The organism is Paenibacillus sp. 2KB_20, assembly GCF_052115765.1.
Lineage (GTDB): Bacteria > Bacillota > Bacilli > Paenibacillales > Paenibacillaceae > Paenibacillus_AQ.
In genome coordinates this window covers 19,300-45,109 of record NZ_JBFRHH010000009.1, presented here as the reverse complement: position 1 = coordinate 45,109, position 25,810 = coordinate 19,300, and the positions used below count along the sequence as shown (strand labels likewise).

Genomic DNA, 25,810 nt, shown 5'->3' with positions numbered 1-25,810 from the left:
TATATGAGGCACCCGACTTCTTCGAGTTACTTTCACACTGTCTTCTGTTTCTATTTTCACTCTATTACTTTATATTCCAGTAAATTCCTTTTATAAACCGTCACCTACTTATTTGTTACCGAGTTGTTCCGCCAAACCGATTAGAAGTCCTTCGATTCCTCGAATGTAGCAGAGCCGATACGAGTCCTCGTACTGAACCACTTCGCCAACGAGCTGCGCACCATACTTAGTGAGTCTGGATACCATTTCGTCAATGTCTTGAACTGTAAACATAACGCGTAGATAACCGAGGGAGTTAACAGGAGCAGTCCGGTGATCTGATATAGTAAGCGGGGTGAGAAATCTCGAAAGTTCAAGTCGGCTGTGCCCATCTGGGGTAACCATCATAGCAATCTCTACGCACTGAGAACCTAGTCCGGTTACGCGACCAGCCCATTCACCTTCGACAGTGGCTCGCCCTTCGAGGTTCAAGCCAATCTCCTCGAAGAAAGAGATCGCGTCATCAAGGGATTCTACAACGATGCCGACATTGTCCATTCTTAGTAATTTGTTTTTTATCATAGTTTTATCTCCTCGTGTACATATTTACTATCTGATCATCTTCAATATTTTTCAAGGAATAATTATTTAATTCTAAAACAAATGCTTTGTAACAATTGTTGACAACAATAAGTAGTCATAGTATTGGAAAATGTGAAATTGGGTTCTCGGGTATGCCATATAACGTTCTCGTATTCCTAACGTTCAAGCGGCTTAAGTGACCAAAGGGAACGGGTCGTTAGACTTACTCTGGCTCCGATCGCATTAGTAAATACTCTTTGAACTTCTCAAATATCAGTTCTTTTTTTGGCAAAATTCCTTCTTGTACCAGATGAGTCGAACCTTTTTCTTCTCGTGTGATGTTTCCTCTAACATGCACTTCCTGTATTCCTCATCTCGCGAACCAAGAGCCGAATGGATCGTAGCGTTGATACCGTGTTATTGGAGTCTGCGCCATCCTTGAGTTTACTTTCATTGACTCGTTATCCAATCAACAAGTTTATTTATTATTTCCTTTGAATCCCCGTTCATTCTATATTCCTTTTCATGACTAATAATGATCCCCAATTCACGAATATCAACAGAGTAGTTATTACTTACTCCATCCTTTTCCCTATAAACGACTGTCATGATAATTACATCACCAAACCCGCCTCGAAATGTATTGAATTTTCTAGTGTATGTAATCGCACCTAATATTTGAATTACCTCATCAAAGTTTATCCCCTGATCTTTGGATAACAAGTATTCAGTAGAGTTACCATTAGAAATATAAATAACGTGAATCCTCTCAATATTATCCGTATGTTGTAATACAATTTGAATCTTTAATGGGTAAGTGAAATAGAGGATTAATCCGAGTATAGACAAAACAAAAATTATGATTAATATCCGTGATACTTTGAAAAATCTCCTTAGTCTTTCCAGGATTTTCACCTCCTTTTTTGCGTTGATTTCACCTAACGTTCTTGTATTCACGGAACGACCCAGCCTTAGATAGCTCTTATCTTAGGCTGAGTCGTTTGTTGTGTGAGCTACTTCCGTGATTATACATCTGGACAACCAAAGGACGATATCCCTGCAGCGCTAATACGTTGTTATCGATGACAACGACATCTATGAACTTGCTGGAATTAATTATTTCATTCCATCTATTCATTAGATTCTGTACTTCTTAAATCGTTCTTAATATACTTCACTTTCATACCATTTTTATCATAATTCTCCATTGGGCGAGTCTTCATGATGTTATCCAATGAACACTATAGCTTCATCACTATTGAATACTTCTATTAAGTTAACAATGAGAAAATCAATCCTTCTTTTCAGATAATTAAAATCATCATTATTTAAATTTACCTCAGCCCATTTTTTTATTACTTCTAATTCTTCTACTAGAGGAAAAAGGTCATTTTTAGTAAGATCTAATCCAGGATTAAATAAGGAAATTATTTTCAGATTCAGCTCTTTGATGGCTGGCAACCAACATCTCTGAAAAAAAGCCTCAGTTGAAACAGGTACATAGAAGTTTGTATCTTCTGGCTTAATGATAATTGCTGCTATAGACAAAAAATCGCCTCGTTCTGTTTCTATTGCTGGTTTCGCATAATGTTCACACGACGTCGATCCCCCCTTAGATAGCTCCTATCTTAGGGGGGATCGATATGTCCGGCTGAATCCACTTCCTGCTGCTGAAATCCCTCTCCGAATCACATCTAACTTCGTGCCGGACCAAGGGCTAATGCCCGATGCGTGGATATAATGTTATCCGATTCTGCTGACTTCTTCGATTAGCTAATACGAATTCACCCATTTCCTTCGTAGGAGAAAATATACGAATTCGCTTTATGTTCCCATATATATTATTAGACGAAGAGAGGGCTAATCCTCCATCTCCGGCAGGTTGCTTCTCATGAGTCGGTCCAGAGGGCTTGAATACGTTGGAGCTGTTAAGACCGACATGTGTGTAAATCTCGGTTGTCTTCAGGCTTGAGTGGCCGAGGAGTTCCTGAATCTCCTTATTATTGTTTGTAATTGTTCCTCTTGGCTTCATTAAATAATACTTAGTAATGCAAGTGTCAGGATTGGAATTCTCCTTGAGTTTGAGTCACATTATTGAAAACCTATTTTTCGTAATTAAGGTTTACAATTGTATCAAATCCACAAACTATCGTTCCATCTGCCTTGCGAGCCTCATTATTATGCAGAACGCATTGGTAAGCAAAAAAGGCAGCTTCTGCTTTACACATCGCTGCCTTTTTGCTTATTAACTTTTTTCCAACGGACCTATCGATCGTTATCGATCGTTATCTACATAAGAATTGCGGTCGCCGATTTGGATATACTGCGAAATCGGCTTTCCATCTTTTTCGGGTTGGACGAAGAATACGAACCGCTCCGTTTTGCCGTCCGCAAATTTAAGCGTAATCGTATTTCCGAAAATGCTGTATGTTCTGCGCCTCCTACGCCCCACACCCTTACGTTTAATCAAATTCAGCCTCCCATTTCTGCCTTTGGTCCGTCCTAACATCCCCAGAGTTCCGCATCGCTGGAGCTTAATTCATACAAATGATGTTCAACCTTTTATACCGCTAAATGTAATGCCGCTAATAAACGTCTTTTGAAGAAAAAAGAACAAAACAATAATAGGTAATGTCATCAAGGTGGATACGGCCATTAATAGACCCCATTCGGATCCCTTTTGACTCTGAAATTGCTGCAATCCAAGCGAAACCGTGTAAGATGGTTCATTGGTTAAATAGAGCAAGGGGCCCATGAAATCAGTCCAGCTCCCCATAAATTGAAACAATGCCACGGCTAAAACGGCGGATTTGGCTAGTGGAAACATGATCTGTAAATATATGCGGAACTCACTAGCGCCGTCTAAGCGGGCCGCTTCGCGCAGGGCATCAGGCAGTCCCATGAAAAACTGTCTCAATAGAAAAATGTAAATTGGCACTCCAAAAAATTGGGGTACAATCAGTGGAAGAGATGTTCCTACCCAACCTAATTTAGTAAACAACAGGAATAGAGGAATCATCGTCACCTGTCCGGGAATCATCATAACAGCGAGGGTAACAAAGAAAAGTATGCCTCTCCCACGGTACTCTAACTTGGCAAAACTATATGCAACCAAGGGACAGGATATGATCACACCAAGCGTACTAACGATTGTTATAATCGCCGTGTTTTTCAGATATGTCCAGAAAGGGATATACTCAACGGCACGGGAATAATTACTCCACAGAATTGGATGCGGAATCCACTCTGGTGGGAATGTAAAGACTTGTGTGAGTGGTTTAAGAGAAGTCGAAAGCAGCCAAATGAACGGAATAATGAAAAATGCAGAAGCAACAATTAGACATAAATAGGCTAACGCACGATTGATTCTTTTGATAGCGATAGGATTCATCCCTTACTTCCTCCTCCTTATTTCCCTTGATAATGAACCCAGCGTTTAGATGTAATAAAAATAATTCCGGTTAATACCATAACTATAATAAATAAGATCCAGGCCATTGCGGAGGCATAACCCATTTTGAAATACCTGAATCCGTTCTCATATAAATACATGACGTAAAAAGTCATGGAATTTGCAGGAGTTCCTTGCCCTTTGGTCAGCGTATAGGGAAGAGTGAACTGTTGGAATGCACCGATCATTCCCATGACAAGGTTGTAGAAAATAACGGGAGTGAGCAAAGGCAGAGTTACCTTTCTCGTTTTCTGAAACCAGTTAGCTCCATCGATTTGCGCCGCTTCATAGTACTCATCAGGGATGTCTCCTAATCCAGCAAGGTAGATGACGACGGCTTGCCCAATACCCCAAAGCGACATCAAGATGAGTGAAGGCTTGGACCAAGCTTCACCACCAAGCCAAGGAGGCCCATCGATACCGAAATGCGCTAACATCCCATTTACCAATCCGAAGTTTGGATGTAACAGCCACATCCACAGAACAGCCAAAGCCACTTGTGGCACAAGTGTAGGTAGGAAAAAGATCGTTCTGAATACAGCCATCCCTTTGACCTTCATATTCAACATCATAGCAAGTGCCACACCAATAAATATACTTAATGGAACAAAAAATACGGTGAAATAAATCGTGTTGTATATAGATTTCCAAAATAAAGGATCATGGAAAAGATCTCTATAATTATTCATTCCGACAAATTCACCAGGCTGCAGAATGCTGTAAGTAGTGAAGCTGAAGTAGATGGACATTAGCATCGGAATTGCATAAAAGCATAGCAGCCCTATAGCCCAAGGTGAAGCAAACAGCCACCCAATCACGTTAGTTCTGCGGAGTGCTCGTTTCCTTGCCGATGGAATTGCGTTTACTTGAACTGAATCGGCCAGTTTCGCCATGTACATTCTCCTTCCAATTGTCATTCATTAATAGGCAAGGAGAGAAAGGTTCGCTCCCTGCCTACCGAGCACCCTATTTGTCGTATTTTTCTAAAGCCTTATTAACAGTCTCTGTTACTCTATCCAGGTTCTCTTTCGGAGTACCGTTACCGCGGGTAGCCTTTTCCGTTGCGGAAGCTAACTCATTCCACAGCAGTTGTCCTTCAGGAATAACTGGGCGGTTATGTGAATTGGGTAAAATATTGATAAATTCTTTCATAATCGGATCGTCCTTGTAACCGTATTTGTCGTTAACCGAATCGATAACCGAAATTTGAGAGTCAGCGTTTAATAACGTTTGCCCCTCTTCTTTCCCTAAGAACTCGAGGAATTTCCAAGCAGCAGTGACGTTCTTGGCGCCTTTAGGGATAATAGCGGACCCTCCTCCCGACCATGTCGTAAAATTAGTTCCTGTTGGGGTCGGTATTGGTGCAACACCGTAATTTAAATCCGGCTTAAATTTTTCGATACCCTTCACCGTAAAGTTTCCACTTATCTTCATGCTGATTTGACCGGAAATGAACGGATCCATTTCCTCCGACCCAGCTGCGCTTGTGAATCCGGCAATATCCTCGACATTGTATTTTTTGCCGAAGTCGGTCATCCATTGCAGCGCTTCAACGACTTTAGGATCATTTGCGGTAATTTTGCCGGTGGCAGCGTCCTGGAATTCTCCTCCAAATGCCCATCCCCAAGTATACAGCCAGCCTTGCGAATACCATGGGATGAACCCGATCCGTTTGAAACGTTTACCTTCCTTGATGGTCAACTTTTCGGCGGCCGCTTCAAGCTCGGCGATTGTTTGTGGGGGTTTGTTGGGATCCAGCCCTACTTCTTTGAAATGATCCTTATTGTAAAATAGCAGGCGAGAGTCCGTATCCATCGGCATTGCATAAAGCTTTCCTTGATAACTGGACTCCTCCCAAGCAAATGGATAATACAATTCCTTACGAATTCCGGATTCTGCTGCCATCGAGGATAAGTCAGTCAGAGAACCTTGCGCAGCCCAAGTACCGACCTTAAACCGGTCGAAAAGTGCAACGTCAGGAGGATTGCCGCCTGCGACTGCAGTCAGCAGCTTCTGATCGGATCCCTCGCTGGATTCTGTATAAACCAATTTCATTTTGATGGTAGGGTTTTTCTCCTCAAATGCCTTTACGACTTTATTCATATTATCTAAATCAATTGAGGTAAGACCATGCCACATCGTAACCGTTGTAATCCCCTCTCCCGCCTGATCGCTTGAGCCTCCCTTCGTTGAGCAAGCGGTTACAAGTAATAACATAGCCAGAAAGTAAACAAGAATTGGAAATGCGAATTTTTTGGATCTCCTCATTCAAAGTCCCCCTTAGTTAAATTAATTAGTTTACCTTGAATTCCTATAATACTCACTTCATTTTTCTGATTCACATTTACATGTACATAATAGAAACATAGTCAAATTTAGATATATGTAAGCGTTAACATGATTGGTGATATGAACTATTAAAAACAGAAAATGAGGAACGAAGTGAATTTGTTATAAGGAATCTACTGGTTATACTAAGTATGTTAATATGACATCATGTGATGTGTCAATTGCAATATTACGACATAAAAATTCATGATGCATGGCTATAATTAGATATAAATCGACTTTTCGAGGTTCGTTAATCTCCGATCTCCTAACCAATTCCCTGATGTGGAACAAGCTTTACCATAAGAAAAACGTCTATCGACGTATTTTCTCAGAAGACAGACCGCATATAGCGGAAGTTTTTCTTGCGATATCAGGAAGGTCCATGCTTCGAAGTTTATTGATAACTTAAAAAAGTGCCGAAAAGCCCCCGGGGACTTCTCGGCACATTGAACAAGCGATATCCTTGCTTTTGTTGAATTGCAGTTCTATTTCCCTATCCGTTATTTTTCACGATCATACGATGTTCAATGATGTTCAGCTCGGGAACTGCTGTTCCATGCAACTGAGAGATTAGCATATCCACGGCTAATTCACCCATCTGCTTCTCATCCTGCTCAATATGAGTGAAGATGGGTTGACCCAGGTGATCGTTCAAGGAGTCGAAACAAACAATCTCGAATTCCTCCAGAGATTTCCCCATCGAGTTGATGACCTGAGCCAGCATGGTAGCTATTAGAAATTCCGACGCGACAAACGCCTTTACATCAGGGTGTTGTTTCAAAAAATACTTTACTGTTTCTTTATCACTTTCAATCGCTGTTCCGTTTATGTTCTTGGGAAGGGTGCCCTTCAAGTTCGTCAATAAATAATCTTTGTTCAAGTTCATTCCTTCTTGGGTGAAGGCAAACGTATATCCGAGCAGCCTTTCCTCCAATGTTGAAGTGTTCTCTTCCGGCGGAGATAAAAAGGCAATTTTTTTATGACCTTTGTTAATCAGATGGCGCGTAAGATCCATGGCTGCTTTCTTATTGTCTGTGTAAACTGAACAAACCGGAATTCCTTTTAGATATCTATCGACCAAAACAATTGGAAACCGATCCAATACAAGACGAAGCAGCTCCGAATTATAGTGTTGACCATGAATGGGGGTCACGATTAATCCTTTGATTCCTAAACGAATAAATAAGTCGATCGCGCGTTTTTCCTCATCCCGATCCCCGCAAGTTCGCTTGATAATGAGTTGATAATTGTGCTCAGCACTCCGTTTTTCCATCGATCTAAGAAGTTGTAGGCCGAACTCGTCAGAAAAATTCGGTATAATAAACCCGATCAACCGCTTATCATCCTCAGAAACCAAGGTCGTTCTTACCTCTGAATGGTGCTTCGGTTCTTGTCCTCCAATTATACCATCGGCCACATAAGAGCCTTTTCCTTGTATTCGTTTGATAACCCCAGAATCCGCCAATTTCTCCAGAGCCTTTTTAGATGTAATACGACTGACGCCAAATTTTTCAGCCAACTCTTTTTCAGAAGAGACTCGATCTCCTTCTTTTAATCGGCCTTCTTTAATCTCTTGTACAATATAGATATATATCTGCTCGTATAAATGCAATTCCACCAAAACCACCCTGACATCATAATATTAATATACTAAGTATATTACACGAGAATTAATTCGCAAACTTAATCATCGATAATATCATCTTTCATGAGAATAACGTGGAAATAACACTGTCTTAATCAAATGGAAAAGATCTCGTTATCATGGGGACTTAACCATCTCCCTTATGGAGATGGTGATCAACGGGGTCTCCACTCGCAAAGTTACTCAGATTACCGACGAATTCTGTGGCATGGAACTATTTATTTGACATCGGCATTTCGCCTAACGCTCTTGTATTCACGAACCCTCACCGACTTAAGCGACCAACGGGAGCGGCCGTGATGCGGTTAGTCGGCGCAGTGTTGTCGCCTTAATCCTCCCTCAGTCCCAGCTCCTGGCAGCCAAGGGACGGCGTAGCAGCCCCGCAGCGTGAATGCATTGTTATGTGGATGACAGTGCCATCTTCGAATTACTATCAGGTTCTTTCAATGCTATATACAGCCTGCTCTGCTCCAAATCTCATTAGTCTGTTCTCAAGTTTCATGCCAACCCTCTCTAGCAACTTGCACGAAGAAGCATTGGCAATTTGAGTTTCAGACACTATTTTAGGTTGATCTATTTCTGTGAATGAATAATCAATCATTTTTCTAACAACTTCTGTAGCATATCCATTACCCCAATGTTGAGGAAGGAATTCATAAGATAACTCGATGTTCTTTCCGTCATGATAACGGTCTAACGAAACAAAACCAATAAATTGATCGTCCTTGATTAATCGTACACACCAAAAATAAACTCCTGGCATCTTTGATTTACTCAATACCTCTTCAAACTTATTCTTAAGTAGTAACTCATCGTCTGTTGTTCCTCCTAAGTATCTTCTTACCAGAGGATCTTTGTAAATTTGTATCACATCATCGAGATCTCCCGAAGCCAATTTTATTAGTTTACATCTTGGAGTAACTATCATAAAGTCCTCCGATTTTCATTTATATTAGGTTTTTACTGATTTCACATAACGTTCAGGCATTTCACGAACCCTCACTGGTTTAAGCTGCTGGCCGATTCCCACAGGATCAGGCCGCCGGGTCGAAGACTTTACCTGTGCTGGGTTTTCCCCTGAGCTTACTCCTATGTTTCGCCTCGGGAGACCGAGGAAGGCTGCAACGGCCCGATACGTGAATGTGGAGTTATACGACGGTCTCTCTTCATTGAACAGCTTACATAGTTGTTCTTTTTGATATTATGTAGTTCTAATGTGCTCAACATTGCTAATTCTCTCTGAATGATTCGCAAGCAATAGGTCCAATAATCCATCCGGTACTAGTTTTTCCTGTTCATTATTCTCGAATTCATTAATTGATTTCCAAACTGCTTTATATGGATTTATACCTTCTATGCCTTCGATAACTTCTCTTTTGTATAAGTCATTATCAACAAGATCGGCTTCATAAATGAAATCTACTTCATGACCTACCTGATCCAACAAGTATGTAAATAGGTTTTCGATGACAAACTTTAGCTTGGGTTCTTGTATTTCGGCATTTAATTCTTCTTTTACTTCTCGAATTATCGTCTCTTTACTATTCTCACCATACTCAACCGTTCCACCAACCGGCCGATAAAAAGTCTTGTTTACGGCTTTATCATATGTTTCTTCAACTAATATTTGATCGCCTCTTCGAATTAGACATAATGAAACGGTCCTAATGATCATTCAATAATTCCTTTCTATGTTTTTCTATGTATTTTAGAGACTGTCGTATAACGTTCCTGTATCTACGACGTCTCACCGACTTAAGGCTCCGTCAGGAGTCGGCCGTGATGCGGTTAGTCGGTGCAGATGTGTCCGCTGATTCTACTTCCCGGCCAATCGCTTCTCGCGGACCGAGGAGCCGCCAGGCTCCGATGCGTGGATATAATGTTAGACGAAGCACTTGGCTTCTTGACTTAACTGTCCAAATATAAATCTTCTACACATGTTTCCATAACAATTGACTTAGTACTTCTATTTCTAATTCTTTTAAAACCGCATTTCTTATAGTAATTTGATAATCTACTTGAACTTTTAAAAACATTAGACTTCTTTGATAGTTTTGATTTCATTGGTTTTGCAATTAGGAATACAATTCCATTCGCATTTCTGAGCATATATTTAAAAGTATGTTGTATTAATTTTAAACCTACCTCTTGCCCTCTAAATTCCGGGTGTACGTCTAATCTCTGTATGTAATATAAACTCCCGTATTCGAAAGCTTCTCCATATATATCTTCATTTACAATTCTATCTGCTCTTTCACCAATTACTGCATAATCTCCGTCTAATGCATCAAGCCAATTAAACCAAGAATCCCCCATTTCCTCTTTCCATTCATTTGGAAATTCCGTTATTTCTAATCTAGCAACAACTAATTGATCTTCATTTTCTTCCAAATAATATTTTTCTTTTAATTGATTTTCCACCTCTTGCGTCAATGTACATTCCATATCGATTTGTTCCATTGAAACTACAACAGAGATTGTATGATAAATTGGTTGATACTCTTCATTAAATTCTGAATGAGGAAACTCATAAAGTGTTCCATTAGATTCATAAACCATTTTCGGTGAAACATCTATTTTCAATACTCTTTCATCCACAGATATTTCTAAAATCATTTTGGTTTCTCCTTTTATCAAGTATTTCGTATAACGTTCTTGTATCTACGAACCCGAAAGGCTTAAAGGAGCGTATGCGACTGAGTGGCTACGCCACTTAGCCTTGCAGGGTTGCATGCTGACTCCGCTTCTTCGAAAATCCTCGGCCAGACCAAGGAGCAAACGCGACACGGCGTAGATACATTGTTATCAGAAGTTCTTGACATCGTGGATTTCACATAAAAGTTCATTGTATAAATACCCCAACTCTCACATACAACCTAAGTTCCCGGAATTTATAACGAGGTCAATTTGAGAATGTTGTAATATCAAGGCCTTGCCGTAAATTTGTTTATCAATCCATCGTTATACTTAAAATATTTATAACAATGGAACTTTCCAGTATTTACGCGGGGTTTCGAGGTTTCTCGTTACACAATTCGGGAACTCAGGATACAAAATATTGGTTTAGCAAGGTATACGCAAAATAAAAAGAGAGCCTGTTTTTATACAGCCTCCAATTTCAGTATATATCTATTTCTGATAAACTAAGAGCTTATTTGTAATTGTTTTTCAGCTTGAAGTCTAGAGAGTTCGTCATTTAATAGGAAAGATAAAGTTGCTTTTTTTCTAAAGAAGATATGTTCTACTTCATTAGAAAACCTTCTAATTAACAGTTCACTAACTCTTGTAAGCAGTACACACATCTGGTCAAAACAGTCTTCAGTTATTTCTGATTGCATTGTTTCTTCTTTTATTTTTTTATAAAATTGATGAATTTCTATGCCTGCCATAAGATTACTGTGAACATAATTGTTACTAATAGTGTACTTACTTTCTAGTAAATTAATTATTTCTATCTCTTCATCTTTTTCATTACAAGCTGATCTTGATTGCCTAAAGAGTTCGTTTACTCCTGTCCTATCTGAGTCATCAAGTAGTAAAATAGTTCTTAAAATATTTTCTATAAAAGATCTAATATTAAAATGATAATACCTCTGTTTATGTTCCTTAAGAGAATTTAAAGCGCTTAAAATATCAAATATCATACTTTTAGGATAATGAGTAGGATTATGATTATCCACAAATAACTTAATAAATATTATTTTTTTAATAACACATTTTAATTTGTTATTCCCTGAAATAGATATATCCATATTATACATTTCTATGAATAATCTAATAGATTCTTTTGTCCCTAATGGATCATATTCAAGTATATTCCTATTCATTTTGATTATTTAATCCTCTCATCCACTTCTTCATGTTCTCATTTGCATTAGTTTTCCCCTCACTATTGTTCTTTTTAATGGTAGTATCATCGGATAAATTCCCTTGAAAATATTGAATCATTTTTTTCATAACAGAATTTTTCTGATTTTCATCATAGTAATAAATTTCTTTAGAAACTCGAGCAAATATTAGAGTTCTAGAACGAATTACATATGGTAAAAAATTTATATTAAATACCTTTTTAATGTATTCATCAACTTCTTCGTTCTTGCCAAATATGTCTTTAGAATATATTAACAGACTATTTAGACCTATTAATTCGCTGGTATCTATGTGAGATTTAGTACGATTATTATCTATTTTTTTGAAAATTTCAGTATTAATATTATTCATTATCCCCCACCTCAACCCTAGCGATTAGTTCTAAACATACCAATTCAATATCTCTTCTGGACTTTTGATACTTTGATGAGATATTTTCATTATAACCGACCAGTAAATCTCGAACATACGAAGTTTTCGATTTAAATATGTATAGATCCTTAACAGATTCTTCTGTTTCAAAACTTTCTTTAATCTCTTGTGTTTTTTGAGTTAAATTTTCATCCACCATGGTATATATAATACCTAGCAATTTTATGGATAGCTCTTCTTCATCAACCAATCTCTTAATAACTGATTGCAAGGATGTAATGCCTAATGAAGAATATCTATCAATTCTGTTAGGGACTATATAATAGTCGGAAGCCATCAATGATGCATCTGTATAGAATGAAATGGTCGGAGGGCAATCAATTAATATAAAATCATATACATCTTTCAAATTATTGTCTCTTATAAATTTTCTAATTCTTTTTGTACGAGAATTATCTTTCGAATTATCATCAAATATTAAGTTAATGTTACCGCAAATTATATCTAAATTATCATCTAGCTTAACTATAACATCTTCAGCTTTGGCATATTCATTTGGTTCATAAACACTTGTTGTATTCTCGAAAAGTTTTCTGATGGTCATATTTTTTTTAAGAAAAGTATCTAAGTACTCATCAACCCTATTGTATACTCCCATCAGCGATTGAGTAGCATTAAATTGAGGATCAACATCAATCATCAGCACTTTTTTATTTAGAAAATTAGCTAAATATTCACCCGTTCCGATACATAAGGTCGTTTTTCCAACCCCACCTTTCATATTGATAAATGAAATAACCGTTCCATCTCTCTTCATGTTGCATCCCCCTAGGTACCGTTTAAATACGTGTCGTATGGATAATTAAACCACATTTCTTTATGACTTATCCATGTAAAAGATGTTAATTTTGGTATTAGAACTCTCAGTAATTGCATTATTCGAATTCATTTAACTACTATAATCAATCTCAATTTGACTTTCAAAGTAAAAGGTACTCAAGAATTTCTGATAACGTTTCCGTGTTCACGACGTCCCACCGACTTAAGCGACCAACGGGAGCGGCCGCGATGCGGTTAGTCGGTGCGGATGTGTCCCGGCAATCGCTTCCTCGACTTTTCTTCCGGGACCGAGGTGGCTTGTCCGCCGATGCGTGAACAAATTGTTATCGGATGGATATGCCTTCTTGAATAAACCCTAGATTGTCTTAATAATCTTTTTTGCTCTTATTGATAACTGATTAATGATGTAACTCGTATAATCATCCTCCACCTTATTCAAACAGAACATTAATGCCTCAATAAAATCTAAATCTATACTCGGACTACCTTCATAAAAATATCTCCATATAGTAAAAGAATCTTTGTGATAAGTTAATAAATTGTCAAAATCATTCTCATCAATCCGTGCGTCTACCTTAAGAATTTCAGATTTAAGGTTGTACGCAGTAATTGTTCGGTTCATAATATCTCTTCGAGTAGATTCATCAAGTGTCTTAAAAAGTTTATTTAGATCATGACCTTTTGGTACTTTCCCATTGAGAGACTGGCAAATACTCTTTAGAGCAAGCTCACATGAAAATGCTGCTGTAGTAATTGCAGGAACAAAATAAGCTGAAAAATAATCGCTATTATATTCACAGTCTTCTAAGTGTTTATTCATTAAACATTTGTACGATAAATAATATGCCGTTGCAGTTGCATCAACTACTCCGTTGACTATCTTCATTGATCCACTTCCTCAATGGTTTTTATAAATGCATATCTTTCCGATAACGATTCGTATATTCACGACGCCCGACGAAATCGGGTGTGTCCGGCTGAATCTCCCCACGTCTCTTCCTCATCGGTCCGGACCGAGGGCCAAATGGCCCGAAGCGTGAATATAGTGTTATCTGATGGAATCGGCTTCTTCGAAATAATCCTGAGTCTTTTCACCAGGGATTACTTACTGTAATAACTTAGAATAATGTCTCCGTTCTCTTCTGTTTCTCCAGTATCCTGAAATCCGCATTCTTTATATAGTCTATTTGCCACAATATTGTGTGGACCGTGAGATACTCTTACTTGTTTACAATCCATTCTATTTTCAAGTTTTCTGATGATTTCCCTTATAGCAAGTTTCCCATATCCTTTTCCTTGATGCCTTTCGTCAATCATAAACCTAAGGATCCAGTAGTAACCATCAGTATATACTTCATTATCAAACAGTATAAATCCTACCATAATATCTTCCACATACACACCGTAAGGCTTTGAAGTAATCTCCTTAGCTGCATGCAAAAGTGAATCCGAATTCGATGCTACCAAGTTTAATTGGTCTTCTCTAGGTCTAAGGGATATACACTCTAGTTCACTTTCTTTTGTGATAAGATTTAGAGATACGTTTATTTGATCCATATTAGGTCTCCTGTGTATTGTGTTGTTTTGGATTTCCGATTCTTTCAGATAACGTTTGGCATTCCTGACGTTCAAGCAGATTAAGTGACCAAAGGGAACGGGTCGTCAGACTTAGCTGGTTGAATGTATCGCCTGAATAACCTCCCCTGAAAATCCTTCTTAGCGATCAAGGGCGAATGCCCGCAGTAGGAATGCTGTGTTATCTGCTGTTCCTCACTTCTTCGACTAAACCATCAAAATATCTTTCATTAACCAATCATTATAATTGCCATCTCTAGAAACAAACCAAACATTTTTATAAATGCTCGGTTTGTAAATCAGTTCCTTATCTCTTAAGAGGTCACTCATACCAAAGATAGGGGAAGCATTTCTAATCACTAATGATGTTGGATATGTACTTTCATACTTCAATATCTTTGCTTCTTTTTGTTTTAGTAATCTGTTTAAAGCATTCACCAGATCATCAAATTTTTCTGTTCCATGCATCTTATTATCAGACCTGCCTAGTAGCATTTTTGCTTCTTCAGGATCATAAAATAAATGTGCTACTTCAAGTCCGAGTAATTCACCTTTCAAGCCACTTAAGACGAAATCTGGACTTTCTCGTCTTTCTACTAATTCGAACTGATCTTTGTGATTAATATTAAAAAGGTTTAAAAATATGTCTACTGCTGCATTCTCCAGAGCGAATTTCTCTTCATTATGATTTTTCATCTTATTTCCTTCTTTTTCATTATTTGAGGAATTGCAGATAACGTTTCCGCATTCCTGACGTTCAAGTGGCTTAAGTGACCATATGGAACGGGTCGTCAGATTTAGCCGGTTGAATGTGTCGCCTGAGTCCACTTCTAAGATGTTCCTCTTGGCGACCAAGGAGCCTTAGCGACGCTGCAGGAATGCATTGTTATGCGGAGTAATTCTCTACTGTGAATTTGCTGAATTAAGAGTCTCCCTTAATTTTTGCATTAGCACTTCACTTTTAGTGTTACTTTCATTGAATATAAATACTTCATTAACTTCGATATTTCTTATATACTCTTCGTAATTAATTATTGCAAGGTTCATACCTTCTTCAAAGCGCACACTCGGATATCTAATGGCATGAAATCCAGCTGCTTTAGCACAATCAGCAACAAATCTCGTAAATACATAATGAGGTTTATGCCATCCTTCGCCTTCACTAGGGGAACTCATTAATGATGACCATCTTATTAAGTTAATTATGTTTGACTCAATAGATTGCATTGTTAAGTCCAAAATTTTGATGGGTTCTTTTATTTTGACCTTTGCAATCATTACACCCTTTTTTGGCGATCGTAGTTCATGAAAGCATGTTTCTGGTTCCTCAGAAAGGTATAATACTTGTTTTCCAGCATGGTTATATCTTCCCTCACCAACTTTCTCTTTAGGAGGAGCCAGAAAGTCCATAGCTGTATAAACAGTTTCATCATTGATTATCCGCGCTCTATAGACTGTATCAGAAGAAAATTTCGGTTCAGTTATTAGAGATATTTTAGATATCTCTTGATATACCTCAAGTGCAAAAACATTTGATAAAAGTAAAAAAGGTGTCTCATAAGCTATTTTTGCAATTTCCTTTATGAGTTGCTCAAATCCATGTGGAACATCAAATGGCATATTGTAGGGATAAATAAATCCATTTAATTCATGGTTACACCGAGGACAGACCAACTCAGAAGAAAATTTGTTGAATTCTTCCTCAGATATTAAATCAGAAAATCGCATCATTGAATATAATGATGAAATTCGTACTGAATATCTTTGAAAATCAATATCGTTAATATAGACACCCGGCCAATACTTTATAAATTCGTTTACACAATTTTCACAGCATATAATATCAGCTGAGAAAATTGAATCAAACTCTTCTGAAAAAACTAAATGAAACAATTGGAGTTTTTCTTGTAGTGTTATTTCATCTTCGCTCAAATCAATCACCTTTTAGTTTTAGAATTATTTCGTATAACGTCTTATCTACGAACTTCGCGAATACTTCCATATTACGTGTATTCCCGTACTTCGTAAACACTCCCTTCAGCAGGATATCTACGAACTCCCTCTCCGTAATACCCCGATTTCAATAATCCAACCGGCTCTTAATCTATCTGGCTCCTTCATAGACACATGAGTATAACGCACTGTTGTTCTACTGCTTTGGTGCCCGAGTAACTCTTGTATATACCTCGGATCCGTACCTCCTTACAGTAAATGCTTTGTAAAGGAATGTCACAACACGTGAATGCTCACCTTTTTCGCTACATTGGACCGGTTTTTCGCATGTTAAAACACACAGAAGGCTCTGTCAAGTGCCCTTCGTGCGATTGGCCCGAGAAAATCCATTCCTCGGGTTGATACACTCATTTCTACAAAAAAAGACCCGCAGATCACATTTGTGACACCTGCAGGTCTCCGGTCTCCAGCCTTTTATTCATATCTCTTTCACTGTAGCCGTATATCTCTAAACATTTATAATTTGATATTACGAATACTGAGACAGATTCCTCGTAAAAATAGAACTTTTCGCATTCGACTTTCAAAAAAATATAATTCTTTTTATCATTTCAACTGTTCAAGAGCGTACTCCGTTGTAATCGTAATATTATCTGGCATGTCATGAATAGAAACCATTGTACTTCCTGTAAAGCATGAGGCTCTTTATTGAATTCTATTTTTGAGTTGTGTTTAACATACTTTTAAACCTCAGCTTGCTCAGTGCGTAATTATTCATTCTGTTATTGTTTCTTAATCGATACGGAAAACAGGACCTTTTGGAGAAAAAGGTAGTTCATTTCCTTTTGGCAATAAATAAGCATGTTCTCGTCGAATGGTTAGTTTGTCGCAATAACCATCGGTAATAATTAAAAGTGGTCCATTTTTCGGAAAATCCTCAGCATGAGTGATTAAATCAATAGCAGGCTGCAAAACGGTCCCCCCTCTACCTCTAACTTGCACACGATCGGCGATTGTCTCTGGGGCAACATAACCCGCATCATAAGGAGCTGCATCACAAAACACAAGTCGCGCGAAAGGCACATCTCGAGCTTGTGCATAACTAGCAATGGCACCAAGCGCCTTAGCCAGCAATTTTTTATCCATTGAACCAGACGTATCCAAAATCACACCAAACGTACGTCCATCCTCAGATGAACCGCTGTAAACCCATTGAGGTCTTGGGATATCTGGCGTTGATGATTGGCGACGGCTGACACGGGCATAGGACCGCGTTTTTTCAAGTGGAGAAAAATATGAATCAAACCATTTGGCAAGCTCAACATCCCATTTAATCGGTGGTTGACCAAGTGCTCTAATTTCTTCAACAAGCCCAGAAGGAAGTAAACCCCTAGCTTGTTCTTCGTGATACATTAAACCTTGTTGAAGAGCATTCTTGCAAAAATCATCAAGCGTTTGCCCATTTCGAACATCCCAGAGCGACGGATCACCTTTGCCAATCATATCGCCTAATCCATTGCCACGAAGCGTAGCTAGTTTTCTATATAAGCGAATATCTCCAACCATTTTGTCGTAAATCGATTCTGCAGATAAACCTTTCAACTCTGGGTCTAAAACCAGACCGATATTAGGATATTCACCAACTTGCATTTCAACCAACCAAAGGTTGATGACATAATCACAAGCGACATTCCACAAATAAGGATCGCGACCTTGGCAGCGTTCATGATGCTGTAGACCTGCGTGTAATAACTCATGCGCCATCACAAAAATACATTCTTCGTCCGTTAATCCAGCTGCTGGATTCATGTAAATTTCGCGTTCTACAACATCAATAGCCGCAACGGAAATGCTTAATCTTTGGCAGATAGCTTGGTCTTCAATAATTGAAAAACCGGAAGCAAGTGCGCCGAGCAATGGATAACGGTCCATGAACCACCGTTTTGCCCGCTGTGCAGCACTTTTAACACTCGTAGAATCTGTCAGGGAAGCGGAGTAACCTCCTGCAACACTTACAGCACTTGTGACCGCGTTAGATAACCCAATTGCAAAGTATTTTTCCCATTCGGGTTCTCCCCTCCAATAGCTACGCGCTGCTGTATCCCGAACATCCATATCCGAACTTGCTACACCTGCTGTGCCAAAATATTTCAAAACTTCCGGCACGCCCCGTGCACAAAATTGCTCATAAAGAAACTCCTCATCCTTTACGGTCATATCCGTCCGTGTTTCCATATCAGAAGGAGGTGTTCCTAGTTTTAAATCAGCAAGAAATTTGGCAATGTACAAATCACAAGCTGCATTCCATGCCACTGGATGATCTTTCGTTATTAAATGACCAAGTCCTAAATGCAACAAACAATGAGCAAGCACATAGACCCACTCCGAGGTTTCACCTCGGCGTTTAGGGTGCGTGTAAATATATCCACCTTTTGTAACAGTTGCCCAACCATTTATTGGATAAGGGGTCCCATCACGATGGACAATGCTGGTTCTTGAACATAAAGGCGAAAAAATAGGATGGTTTTCAATTATCTCTACTGCTGCTTGGAATTGTTTTAAAGCTGGATTTTCAGGTGTCGATTTTTTTGACATCATTACCCCTTATCTTTAACGGCGAGCCGTGGTAAGTCACGAACAATTTCCACCATGAGCCAGTCAGGAATATTAGAGGATTGTTCATTTTTCGCAATAACGAGCTGTGCAATTTCAAAACTAATGGCAGACAAGTCTTTAATCAATTTTTTCACCGTATGTGCAAACTGCCTATGGTTACCACTGATATCATCTTTTCGAGCAGGAAGTTCTTTAATAATTTGTGCTCGAAAAGATTGAGCTAGAAAATAGAGAACATCACGATCTTCTGCAGCAGACGGAAATGAAATTTTGCCCTCTAAAATAGCATTCAATTGATATTTACCACTTAGATTTTTGTAAAAAGCTTTAAATTGTGTTGCATGAGCAGGAGTTAAAGAACCACCCGATAAAATACCGACCACTTCTGGTGATAAATTATCGCCAAACTCGCGAAGTGCATCAGATAGCATATGCCAGGACCTTGGCGTGGAGAACGGTTCTTCCGTTTTCGGAGGGGCACTCCACAGATGGTCGGGGCGAGACTCTAAATATTCAATAACTATCGGATGAATTTCGTTTTCGTACGCCCAAGAAATCCAATCTTGAAACGATACATTAAGTTGGACATGAAACATACGATTAATGAGCGCAGAGGACATCGGTTTTACAATTGCACTATCTTGCGCACGGTTGCCGGCACCGATTACAATCGAGCCTTCTGGAAGATGATAATCACCAATTCGACGCTCATGAATAAGACTGTAAAAAGCTTTTTGGACTTCTTGCGAACAAGCATTAAGTTCGTCCAAAAATAAACAGTAAGGTTCCTTGCGAGCAATCATTTTGGGTGGACAAAATTGACTTTTGCCGTCAACGATCTGAGGTACGCCAATAATATCTTCTGGCGCAAGCTGAGAGCCTAAAAGTGAAACACATGGAAGTCCGACTTGATCTGCAAATGATTCAACTAAAGCTGATTTTCCAATCCCTGGGGCACCCCAAATAAAGACAGGGCGAATAACGGAAACGTTAAGCAATATCTGCATCAATTGTGACTGTGTAACGGGAACAGCAAGATTCAATAGATATACTCCTTTTTCTTGAAAGATAATCTTATTATAACAAAAACCACCATTACGGCGGTTTTAAGAAAGCGTAAAATATGTTGTATAAGTAACGGTGTTACTAAAGGGAATAGCGTTGCTGCTGCGTTCTTGCCTATCACGACTGTACCTACAAACCATTTCCATTTAATCGACTCTTTTAGTTTAGTGAAAGAAGGAATAAAATACTAAACAATAGAGACCTTCTTTAAGATAAGTGATTGAAAAAGAAGTGAACCATTTTTTAATGGTATAGCATTAAAATAGACCTCTTCAAAATGCTGACCTATGAGAGTCCTTAGTGAATCATCGGAGTATGACGCAAAAAAAACGTTTTGGTTCGAATGAATTATCATCGAAATCTAAATTACAAAAATCCATGACCTGAGCAGCTAGCCCTCTTTCCTTACAAAAACGAATCATCTCATTAGATAAGTCAATACACGAACAGCATCGTGTACATATCACCCCAGTTGGGAGCCTTGAAAGATTAGATTAAACACGGTCGGATGCTCCGGCATTTGTTCCAAAAATGCGCTGTCTTATTACATCATCGTTTTATTAGCATTTTGCATAGTTCAATACTAAATTCCAAGAAATAAAAAAGCCGAATGGATCGTTCTGATCCACTCAGCTCTTAGGGTTATTTTACAATAATTTGTATAACATCACGTACCGTTGTTCTACTTCCATTCATATACTCACTGCGATATTAATAAATGCCAGGAGATCTCCCAGAAATTTGTGTAATGGCCGATAGAGCACTTGGTATAGTTCCCACCAAGATCCCAGTTGTCGCTGGACAACACAGGTTTGCCGGGATTCACCTCAACACCGCTATTATTCGGAAAGTGTTGGTTTACCTGGCACCTCATTTGCAAGCAGCTCCGGACTAACGGAATGCCGTTCGAACTTAACTGCATCAGCCCTCGTATAGATCATATCGGCAGGAAGCGTTGGCGGATCTACCGTTGTTGGAGTCTCCCTGGTTAAACGAACATACTCGCTACCGTCTCCCGTAAAGTCGAACGTTCCTAGATTAACCCAACCCGATGAGCCGACCGTTGCATCGATATACGTCACCTCGGTACCCGTCTGATGTTTCACTTCCACTTTGACATGATTATCGTTTGCCGTCGTATGAACAAGCTTGTAGATGGAGACCGTATATTCCCCCTCTGGAAACTGGCCTTTCCACGTTGCTGATGATCCTTGAACTGTAGTGTAACGGGACTTAACCCCAATTTTGTATCCGGCTAAATTGCTTTGGCTCCAAGACCCTTCTGTCGTGTATAACCCCGTTGTATCTGTACTGTCGACGATAACCGTTAGGTCCTTGATCGTTATGGTCAATGGTGGCGTTGTTAAGGTCACTCCGTCAATCGTTACAGCGGCCCATACCTCAATGTGATCCGTTTCCCCATCGAGATTTAGAAGGGTCAACCGACCGCTGCTATCCACTTCAGCCAGATCCGTACGATCCACGAAATACTGCACATTGGCCTGTGTCAGATCACCGATCAAACCGTTATCCAAATAACCGGTTACACTCAGTTGTGCGTTTTGAGTCATCTGCAGCTCAATTCGATCAGATTGGATCACCGCCGACTCCAATTGCGGTATTCTGCTCGGGTCCACCCACATGATCGCATCGGCAACGACCCTGGTCTTGTTGGCCTTATTGGTAAGTTCCACGTACCCGCTATCGCCTGCTGTAAAAGGATAATCACCAAGGTGCACCCAAGTACCATTCGCCGTTGTCTCATCAACGGTAACCGTCTCGGAGCCCCCGCTATAATGAACGGTAAATGAGGCATTCGCTGCCCAGTTTTCACTCGCAGCTGTTATTTGCGGAATCTTGTAATACACACTGTAAGTGACACTTTCCGGCAGCTCAGGCCGCCATCTCATTTTGCTTGTCGCTGTGCCGGCCGTAGATTTGGCATACACATAGTTATCATAGTAATAGTTGTCAGCCGTCGTATCCCTTATCCAGACGCCTTCTGCCTCCGCCTCCGTATTATCCACAATGATAGATGAACCATCCTGCCCATCATCGGGTTGGACTGGAGTTTCCGTTACCTGATCAGGCAGATAGAGTGTCCGCTTGCGGGTCTGTTTCCCTTCCGATTCCACATAATACGTGAAGGTTTGGGATAAATCGTTCACCCGTATCGACCATTCCATCGGATATATCGTATCAGGGATGGTTGTATACGTAGCCCCGCCATCCAAGGAATAATGAATTGTCGCTGGTTTCGTCGTTTTGGCCTGCACATAAGCATCATAAACCGTTTCGTCAGGCTTGACGATCAGCATACCTTTAACTGCATCGATTGGACTGTGAATATCGAAGAAATAGCTTGCATCCGATGTATCAGCAGTTCTGACCTGGTGCAGCGGCACATCAATGTTGAGTCCTTCTACAATGATAGCAGTTATTCCCTTGCTTGAAACCGTGGCTTGAATGATTCCGCCACTCATAACCGCTTGTTCTGGTGTGCCATTATCGCGGATGATCGTTACGGTATAATCTTGTGCCGGGTTGAATCCAATGATTTGTTTATTCAATTCGATCGGAGTCTGAACTTCATCTGACGATACGTTGCTCAGCCCGATGTAGAATTTATCCCCGCTCTCACCCGTTATCCAGTTCAATTGAGGATGATTAGTCTTAATAATCCCCTTGGGCATCCAGAGCCAAACGTCGGAATTACCATAAAATTGGCCTGGTTTATTCCCATAGAGGTGATATTTGAACCATAAAAAATTCGTTTCGAATACGGAAGGAAATGTAATACTCCCGTTCGATTTCAACGATTGTTCGCTGATCAAATAATCCATCGTTTGCCCGAGCTGCCCCGGTATATGGTGATAATAGATGGATGTAGCCCCGCTTGGGCCTTCCAGAGGGAAATCCGGTTCAAGTTGGCTAACGGCGAAGCCCTTATAGTAATAACCCGGGTAACTGGAAGATCGACCAATAACCGCATTATGAGCAATATCCTGCAGCAGTTTATCACCTGTATAGAGCGACAACCTCAGCATGAATGGGGCTTCCTGGGCATTCATCCGATAATAGCCGGTTGTACTTCCCGCCTCAAACGTCAATCCGCTCGGTGAAACAAGCCAACGATCCGCTTGTACGCCTCCGGCTATATCTTCTGGGAGCTTGGTTCTAGGATACTGGTATTTACCGCTTTCTGGCCAATGGAACGATTCCGCGTAATTATACGTCTCGGGCTGCGGAATTGTAACGGTACCTTCAGGAACCGGACGAGCAACGAACATGGTGGCATACCGTTTGGCTTCCTTATATGCAGCATTCAAGTATTTGGGATCCTGAGTTTCCTCGTAAAGCTCCAAAATCTCCATCCACAGCTTGCTATAATAATAAATGAACTCATTTTTACTCACATTCACGGATGCAGGCGTATCGATATGTTGCATGATATAGCTGTCGGCTGCATCCTTGGCAGCCTGCAAATACTGCGCATCTCCCGTCATACGATACATCATCAGGGGCTGAATGACAGGACCGCGGTCTTTCTGGTCAGGATCACGCACGAGGTACTCTTCCTGTGCCAGCGCCCCAATTCCTGCCGAAGTGCCCATCATCTGATTGATAGCGGCGACGCTTGAAACATCGAATGGCAGGGTGGCCATTTTCCATAACGAAGGCACGCCGTATACTTTCTTCTGCGTCGGCGACCAACCGATACCATTTCGCGATACGCCATACTGGACGGAGGGCAATGCTCTCGTATCGTAAAGCTGGTCATCCCCGGTCAAATAATAAGCCCCCAGAAGAACCGCATTCGAGCTTGTTCGAACGCTATCCTCGTTTTCGATATCAATAAAGCCCTTGGCACGGCTCCACCACCCGCTGGGTGACGGGACATAATCAACAGAGTCGTCCCCTTGCGGGTCAATCTTAAGTAGATCGATCATATTGAACATCGCGTCAGTAAGCGACTGGTCTGAGACATTTTCCCGGTATGCCGAGTAACCGTACTCGTTGCGAAGAATATCCGCATAGGACTCATACAGATTGCTTTTTTGAGCGATTAACCCCATATGAAATTGATAGGTGTTTTCTGCGGTCATTTGCGAATAAGTCCCTAATTGAGGAGCATAGAGGATTGGCTGCACGCTGCCTTCATTGTTGACTAGGCTCATGCCAAGCCGTTGTTTCGTAACGCCTCCCGTCGGTTCAAACTCAACCGGAAGCTCTTGCGAAGGTACAAATACTCCATACGTCAATGGATTCCCCGAACTGTCATTCTTCTCAACCAGACTCATTGGAGCGCTCAGTTCCCTCAAGCTTGTTGATTCCACCGTACCTACCATTTTGGCGTGCGACCTGAATCCATTTAACACTTCATTGATGCCAGAGACTACCTCTGTTGTGAAGGACTGATATCCAATCACATAATTGCCATCGCGGCGAGGCGTAAAGGCGAAGGAAACATCAGGTTTATCCCCTGCCATGGACCAGTTCACTTCAAAATCGTAATCACTTCCATTCATAGAATCGGTTAATACCGCCGTGCGGCTGTCGGGAAAAGTGATCCCGTCGAATGTAATCCAGCGTTTGTTCATCGTATCGTAGTAATTGGTTCGGCTCCCTGCATTCCCATCCAATAAAACCCATTGCTCCTCAAGTCTTTCCGACACATTATTTATTGGCATCCAGTTTCCTGTGTCCGTGTTCCTGTAGAACATGTCACGAACGATGGATTTGCCCCCATCCCATGCTGCTTCATAGAAGGTAGCCTTATAGTTATCATTTTCGATGCTGCCCTTTTCCGTGTAACTGAGATTCGCTAATGTGCGGCTCCGCAGCGGGGGCAACGGCGGTGCTTGCTGCCTGATATTTCCTTCGAACTTGACTGCATCGGCCCGAGTAATAATCGTGCCCGTCGTAGGTTGCGTTCGAGTCAGCCTGACAAATTCGGAATCATCACCACTAAATTCATACTCCCCCAAATCAACCCATCCGACCGATGGACCCGACGAAGGTCTAAGATCCATAAACTTGACATCCGTAATCCCGTTATGAACAATTTCAATCTTTACATTACTATCTGCTTTATCCGCCCAGTCAAGCTTATAGAACGATATTCTCGCCGTCCCTGCTTCCAAGCGTGGATTCCATGTGATGCTTCTACCTACGGCATCCGTATATTTTGAACTGGAATTATTGTATCCCTTCACTCCTGCGCTTGTGGTCCAATAAGGAGCGGAGAACCCGTTATTGGCGTTACCCGCATCAGGTGTCACAACATCATTGATCGTGATGCTCCCGTCATCAATGATAATCGTCTGATAAGGTAAGGTCTCCGCATAAGCGGCCCTTATTCCGATCAGGCTGAAAGGAACTACTATCGTCAACATGAAAACGATGAAGAAAAACAGCTTCCTTTTGACCATACAACTCACAGCCTCCCTTAAATTGATAACGCTTTCAAAATAATAAGGCCCTCCTTTGTTCGAAGATCGTAAAGAAGCAATTAGCCTTATCCTTCTGGC

At 40.3% G+C, this 25,810-nt stretch carries 22 protein-coding genes and 1 pseudogene; 1 reads left to right on the top strand and 22 read right to left on the bottom strand.

What is annotated here, in order from left to right; translation table 11 throughout:
* Positions 1 to 108: 108 nt before the first annotated feature.
* The 8 genes from AB4124_RS23615 to AB4124_RS23580 form a co-directional block, all read right to left on the bottom strand.
* Positions 109 to 561, bottom strand: a complete 453-nt coding sequence (locus tag AB4124_RS23615) for a VOC family protein (RefSeq protein ID WP_441974365.1) — start codon at positions 559 to 561, stop codon at positions 109 to 111.
* 450 nt (positions 562 to 1,011) lie between these two features.
* Positions 1,012 to 1,518: a hypothetical protein gene (locus AB4124_RS23610; RefSeq protein WP_076326448.1), complete on the bottom strand. Its 507-nt coding sequence runs from the start codon at positions 1,516 to 1,518 to the stop codon at positions 1,012 to 1,014.
* Between the two features lie 270 nt (positions 1,519 to 1,788).
* The gene (locus AB4124_RS23605) at positions 1,789 to 2,109 is read right to left on the bottom strand and encodes a hypothetical protein (RefSeq protein WP_076326402.1); all 321 of its coding nucleotides are present in this window, start codon (positions 2,107 to 2,109) and stop codon (positions 1,789 to 1,791) included.
* A 727-nt stretch (positions 2,110 to 2,836) separates the two neighbouring features.
* On the bottom strand, positions 2,837 to 3,031 hold the full coding sequence (locus AB4124_RS23600; RefSeq protein ID WP_441974364.1) for a hypothetical protein: 195 nt from the start codon (positions 3,029 to 3,031) through the stop codon (positions 2,837 to 2,839).
* An 84-nt stretch (positions 3,032 to 3,115) separates the two neighbouring features.
* Positions 3,116 to 3,952 (bottom strand): carbohydrate ABC transporter permease, encoded by an 837-nt coding sequence (locus AB4124_RS23595; protein ID WP_076326400.1) that lies wholly within the window; start codon positions 3,950 to 3,952, stop codon positions 3,116 to 3,118.
* A gap of 17 nt (positions 3,953 to 3,969) precedes the next feature.
* Positions 3,970 to 4,905, bottom strand: coding sequence for a carbohydrate ABC transporter permease (locus AB4124_RS23590; RefSeq protein ID WP_213644858.1), 936 nt, complete (start codon positions 4,903 to 4,905; stop codon positions 3,970 to 3,972).
* Positions 4,906 to 4,978: 73 nt separating this feature from the next.
* Positions 4,979 to 6,280 carry an ABC transporter substrate-binding protein gene (locus AB4124_RS23585; RefSeq protein ID WP_441974363.1) on the bottom strand — a complete coding sequence of 434 codons (1,302 nt, stop codon included), beginning with the start codon at positions 6,278 to 6,280 and terminating at the stop codon, positions 4,979 to 4,981.
* A gap of 556 nt (positions 6,281 to 6,836) precedes the next feature.
* Positions 6,837 to 7,961, bottom strand: coding sequence for a GntR family transcriptional regulator (locus tag AB4124_RS23580; RefSeq protein ID WP_441974362.1), 1,125 nt, complete (start codon positions 7,959 to 7,961; stop codon positions 6,837 to 6,839).
* 139 nt (positions 7,962 to 8,100) lie between these two features.
* Here AB4124_RS23580 and AB4124_RS23575 point away from each other — a divergent pair.
* Positions 8,101 to 8,202: pseudogene (locus AB4124_RS23575) on the top strand (hypothetical protein); the annotation flags it as partial.
* Between the two features lie 219 nt (positions 8,203 to 8,421).
* Here the strand turns inward: AB4124_RS23575 and AB4124_RS23570 are convergent.
* From AB4124_RS23570 to AB4124_RS23505, 14 genes are all read right to left on the bottom strand, one after another.
* Positions 8,422 to 8,916 carry a GNAT family N-acetyltransferase gene (locus tag AB4124_RS23570; RefSeq protein WP_441974361.1) on the bottom strand — a complete coding sequence of 165 codons (495 nt, stop codon included), beginning with the start codon at positions 8,914 to 8,916 and terminating at the stop codon, positions 8,422 to 8,424.
* A gap of 273 nt (positions 8,917 to 9,189) precedes the next feature.
* Positions 9,190 to 9,663, bottom strand: a complete 474-nt coding sequence (locus tag AB4124_RS23565; RefSeq protein ID WP_441974360.1) for an NUDIX hydrolase — start codon at positions 9,661 to 9,663, stop codon at positions 9,190 to 9,192.
* Between the two features lie 233 nt (positions 9,664 to 9,896).
* Positions 9,897 to 10,604 carry a GNAT family N-acetyltransferase gene (locus AB4124_RS23560; RefSeq protein WP_441974359.1) on the bottom strand — a complete coding sequence of 236 codons (708 nt, stop codon included), beginning with the start codon at positions 10,602 to 10,604 and terminating at the stop codon, positions 9,897 to 9,899.
* Positions 10,605 to 11,131: 527 nt separating this feature from the next.
* The gene (locus AB4124_RS23555) at positions 11,132 to 11,815 is read right to left on the bottom strand and encodes a hypothetical protein (RefSeq protein WP_441974358.1); all 684 of its coding nucleotides are present in this window, start codon (positions 11,813 to 11,815) and stop codon (positions 11,132 to 11,134) included.
* On the bottom strand, positions 11,808 to 12,209 hold the full coding sequence (locus AB4124_RS23550) for a hypothetical protein (RefSeq protein ID WP_441974357.1): 402 nt from the start codon (positions 12,207 to 12,209) through the stop codon (positions 11,808 to 11,810). Before AB4124_RS23550 ends, AB4124_RS23555 begins: the two co-directional genes overlap by 8 nt.
* Positions 12,202 to 13,047, bottom strand: a complete 846-nt coding sequence (locus AB4124_RS23545; RefSeq protein WP_441974356.1) for a ParA family protein — start codon at positions 13,045 to 13,047, stop codon at positions 12,202 to 12,204. Before AB4124_RS23545 ends, AB4124_RS23550 begins: the two co-directional genes overlap by 8 nt.
* A gap of 378 nt (positions 13,048 to 13,425) precedes the next feature.
* Entirely contained in the window at positions 13,426 to 13,956 is a 531-nt protein-coding gene (locus AB4124_RS23540) for a HEPN domain-containing protein (protein WP_441974355.1), read from the bottom strand.
* 215 nt (positions 13,957 to 14,171) lie between these two features.
* Positions 14,172 to 14,627, bottom strand: a complete 456-nt coding sequence (locus AB4124_RS23535; RefSeq protein WP_441974354.1) for a GNAT family N-acetyltransferase — start codon at positions 14,625 to 14,627, stop codon at positions 14,172 to 14,174.
* 225 nt (positions 14,628 to 14,852) lie between these two features.
* Positions 14,853 to 15,341: a hypothetical protein gene (locus AB4124_RS23530; RefSeq protein ID WP_441974353.1), complete on the bottom strand. Its 489-nt coding sequence runs from the start codon at positions 15,339 to 15,341 to the stop codon at positions 14,853 to 14,855.
* A 207-nt stretch (positions 15,342 to 15,548) separates the two neighbouring features.
* Positions 15,549 to 16,577, bottom strand: a complete 1,029-nt coding sequence (locus tag AB4124_RS23525; protein WP_441974352.1) for an RES family NAD+ phosphorylase — start codon at positions 16,575 to 16,577, stop codon at positions 15,549 to 15,551.
* A gap of 117 nt (positions 16,578 to 16,694) precedes the next feature.
* The gene (locus tag AB4124_RS23520) at positions 16,695 to 16,826 is read right to left on the bottom strand and encodes a hypothetical protein (protein WP_441974480.1); all 132 of its coding nucleotides are present in this window, start codon (positions 16,824 to 16,826) and stop codon (positions 16,695 to 16,697) included.
* 564 nt (positions 16,827 to 17,390) lie between these two features.
* The gene (locus AB4124_RS23515) at positions 17,391 to 19,196 is read right to left on the bottom strand and encodes a vWA domain-containing protein (protein WP_441974351.1); all 1,806 of its coding nucleotides are present in this window, start codon (positions 19,194 to 19,196) and stop codon (positions 17,391 to 17,393) included.
* Complete coding sequence (locus tag AB4124_RS23510) at positions 19,196 to 20,257, bottom strand: AAA family ATPase (RefSeq protein ID WP_441974350.1); 1,062 nt, start codon at positions 20,255 to 20,257, stop codon at positions 19,196 to 19,198. Before AB4124_RS23510 ends, AB4124_RS23515 begins: the two co-directional genes overlap by 1 nt.
* An 861-nt stretch (positions 20,258 to 21,118) precedes the next feature.
* Positions 21,119 to 25,711 carry a golvesin C-terminal-like domain-containing protein gene (locus tag AB4124_RS23505; protein ID WP_441974349.1) on the bottom strand — a complete coding sequence of 1,531 codons (4,593 nt, stop codon included), beginning with the start codon at positions 25,709 to 25,711 and terminating at the stop codon, positions 21,119 to 21,121.
* Positions 25,712 to 25,810 lie beyond the last annotated feature (99 nt).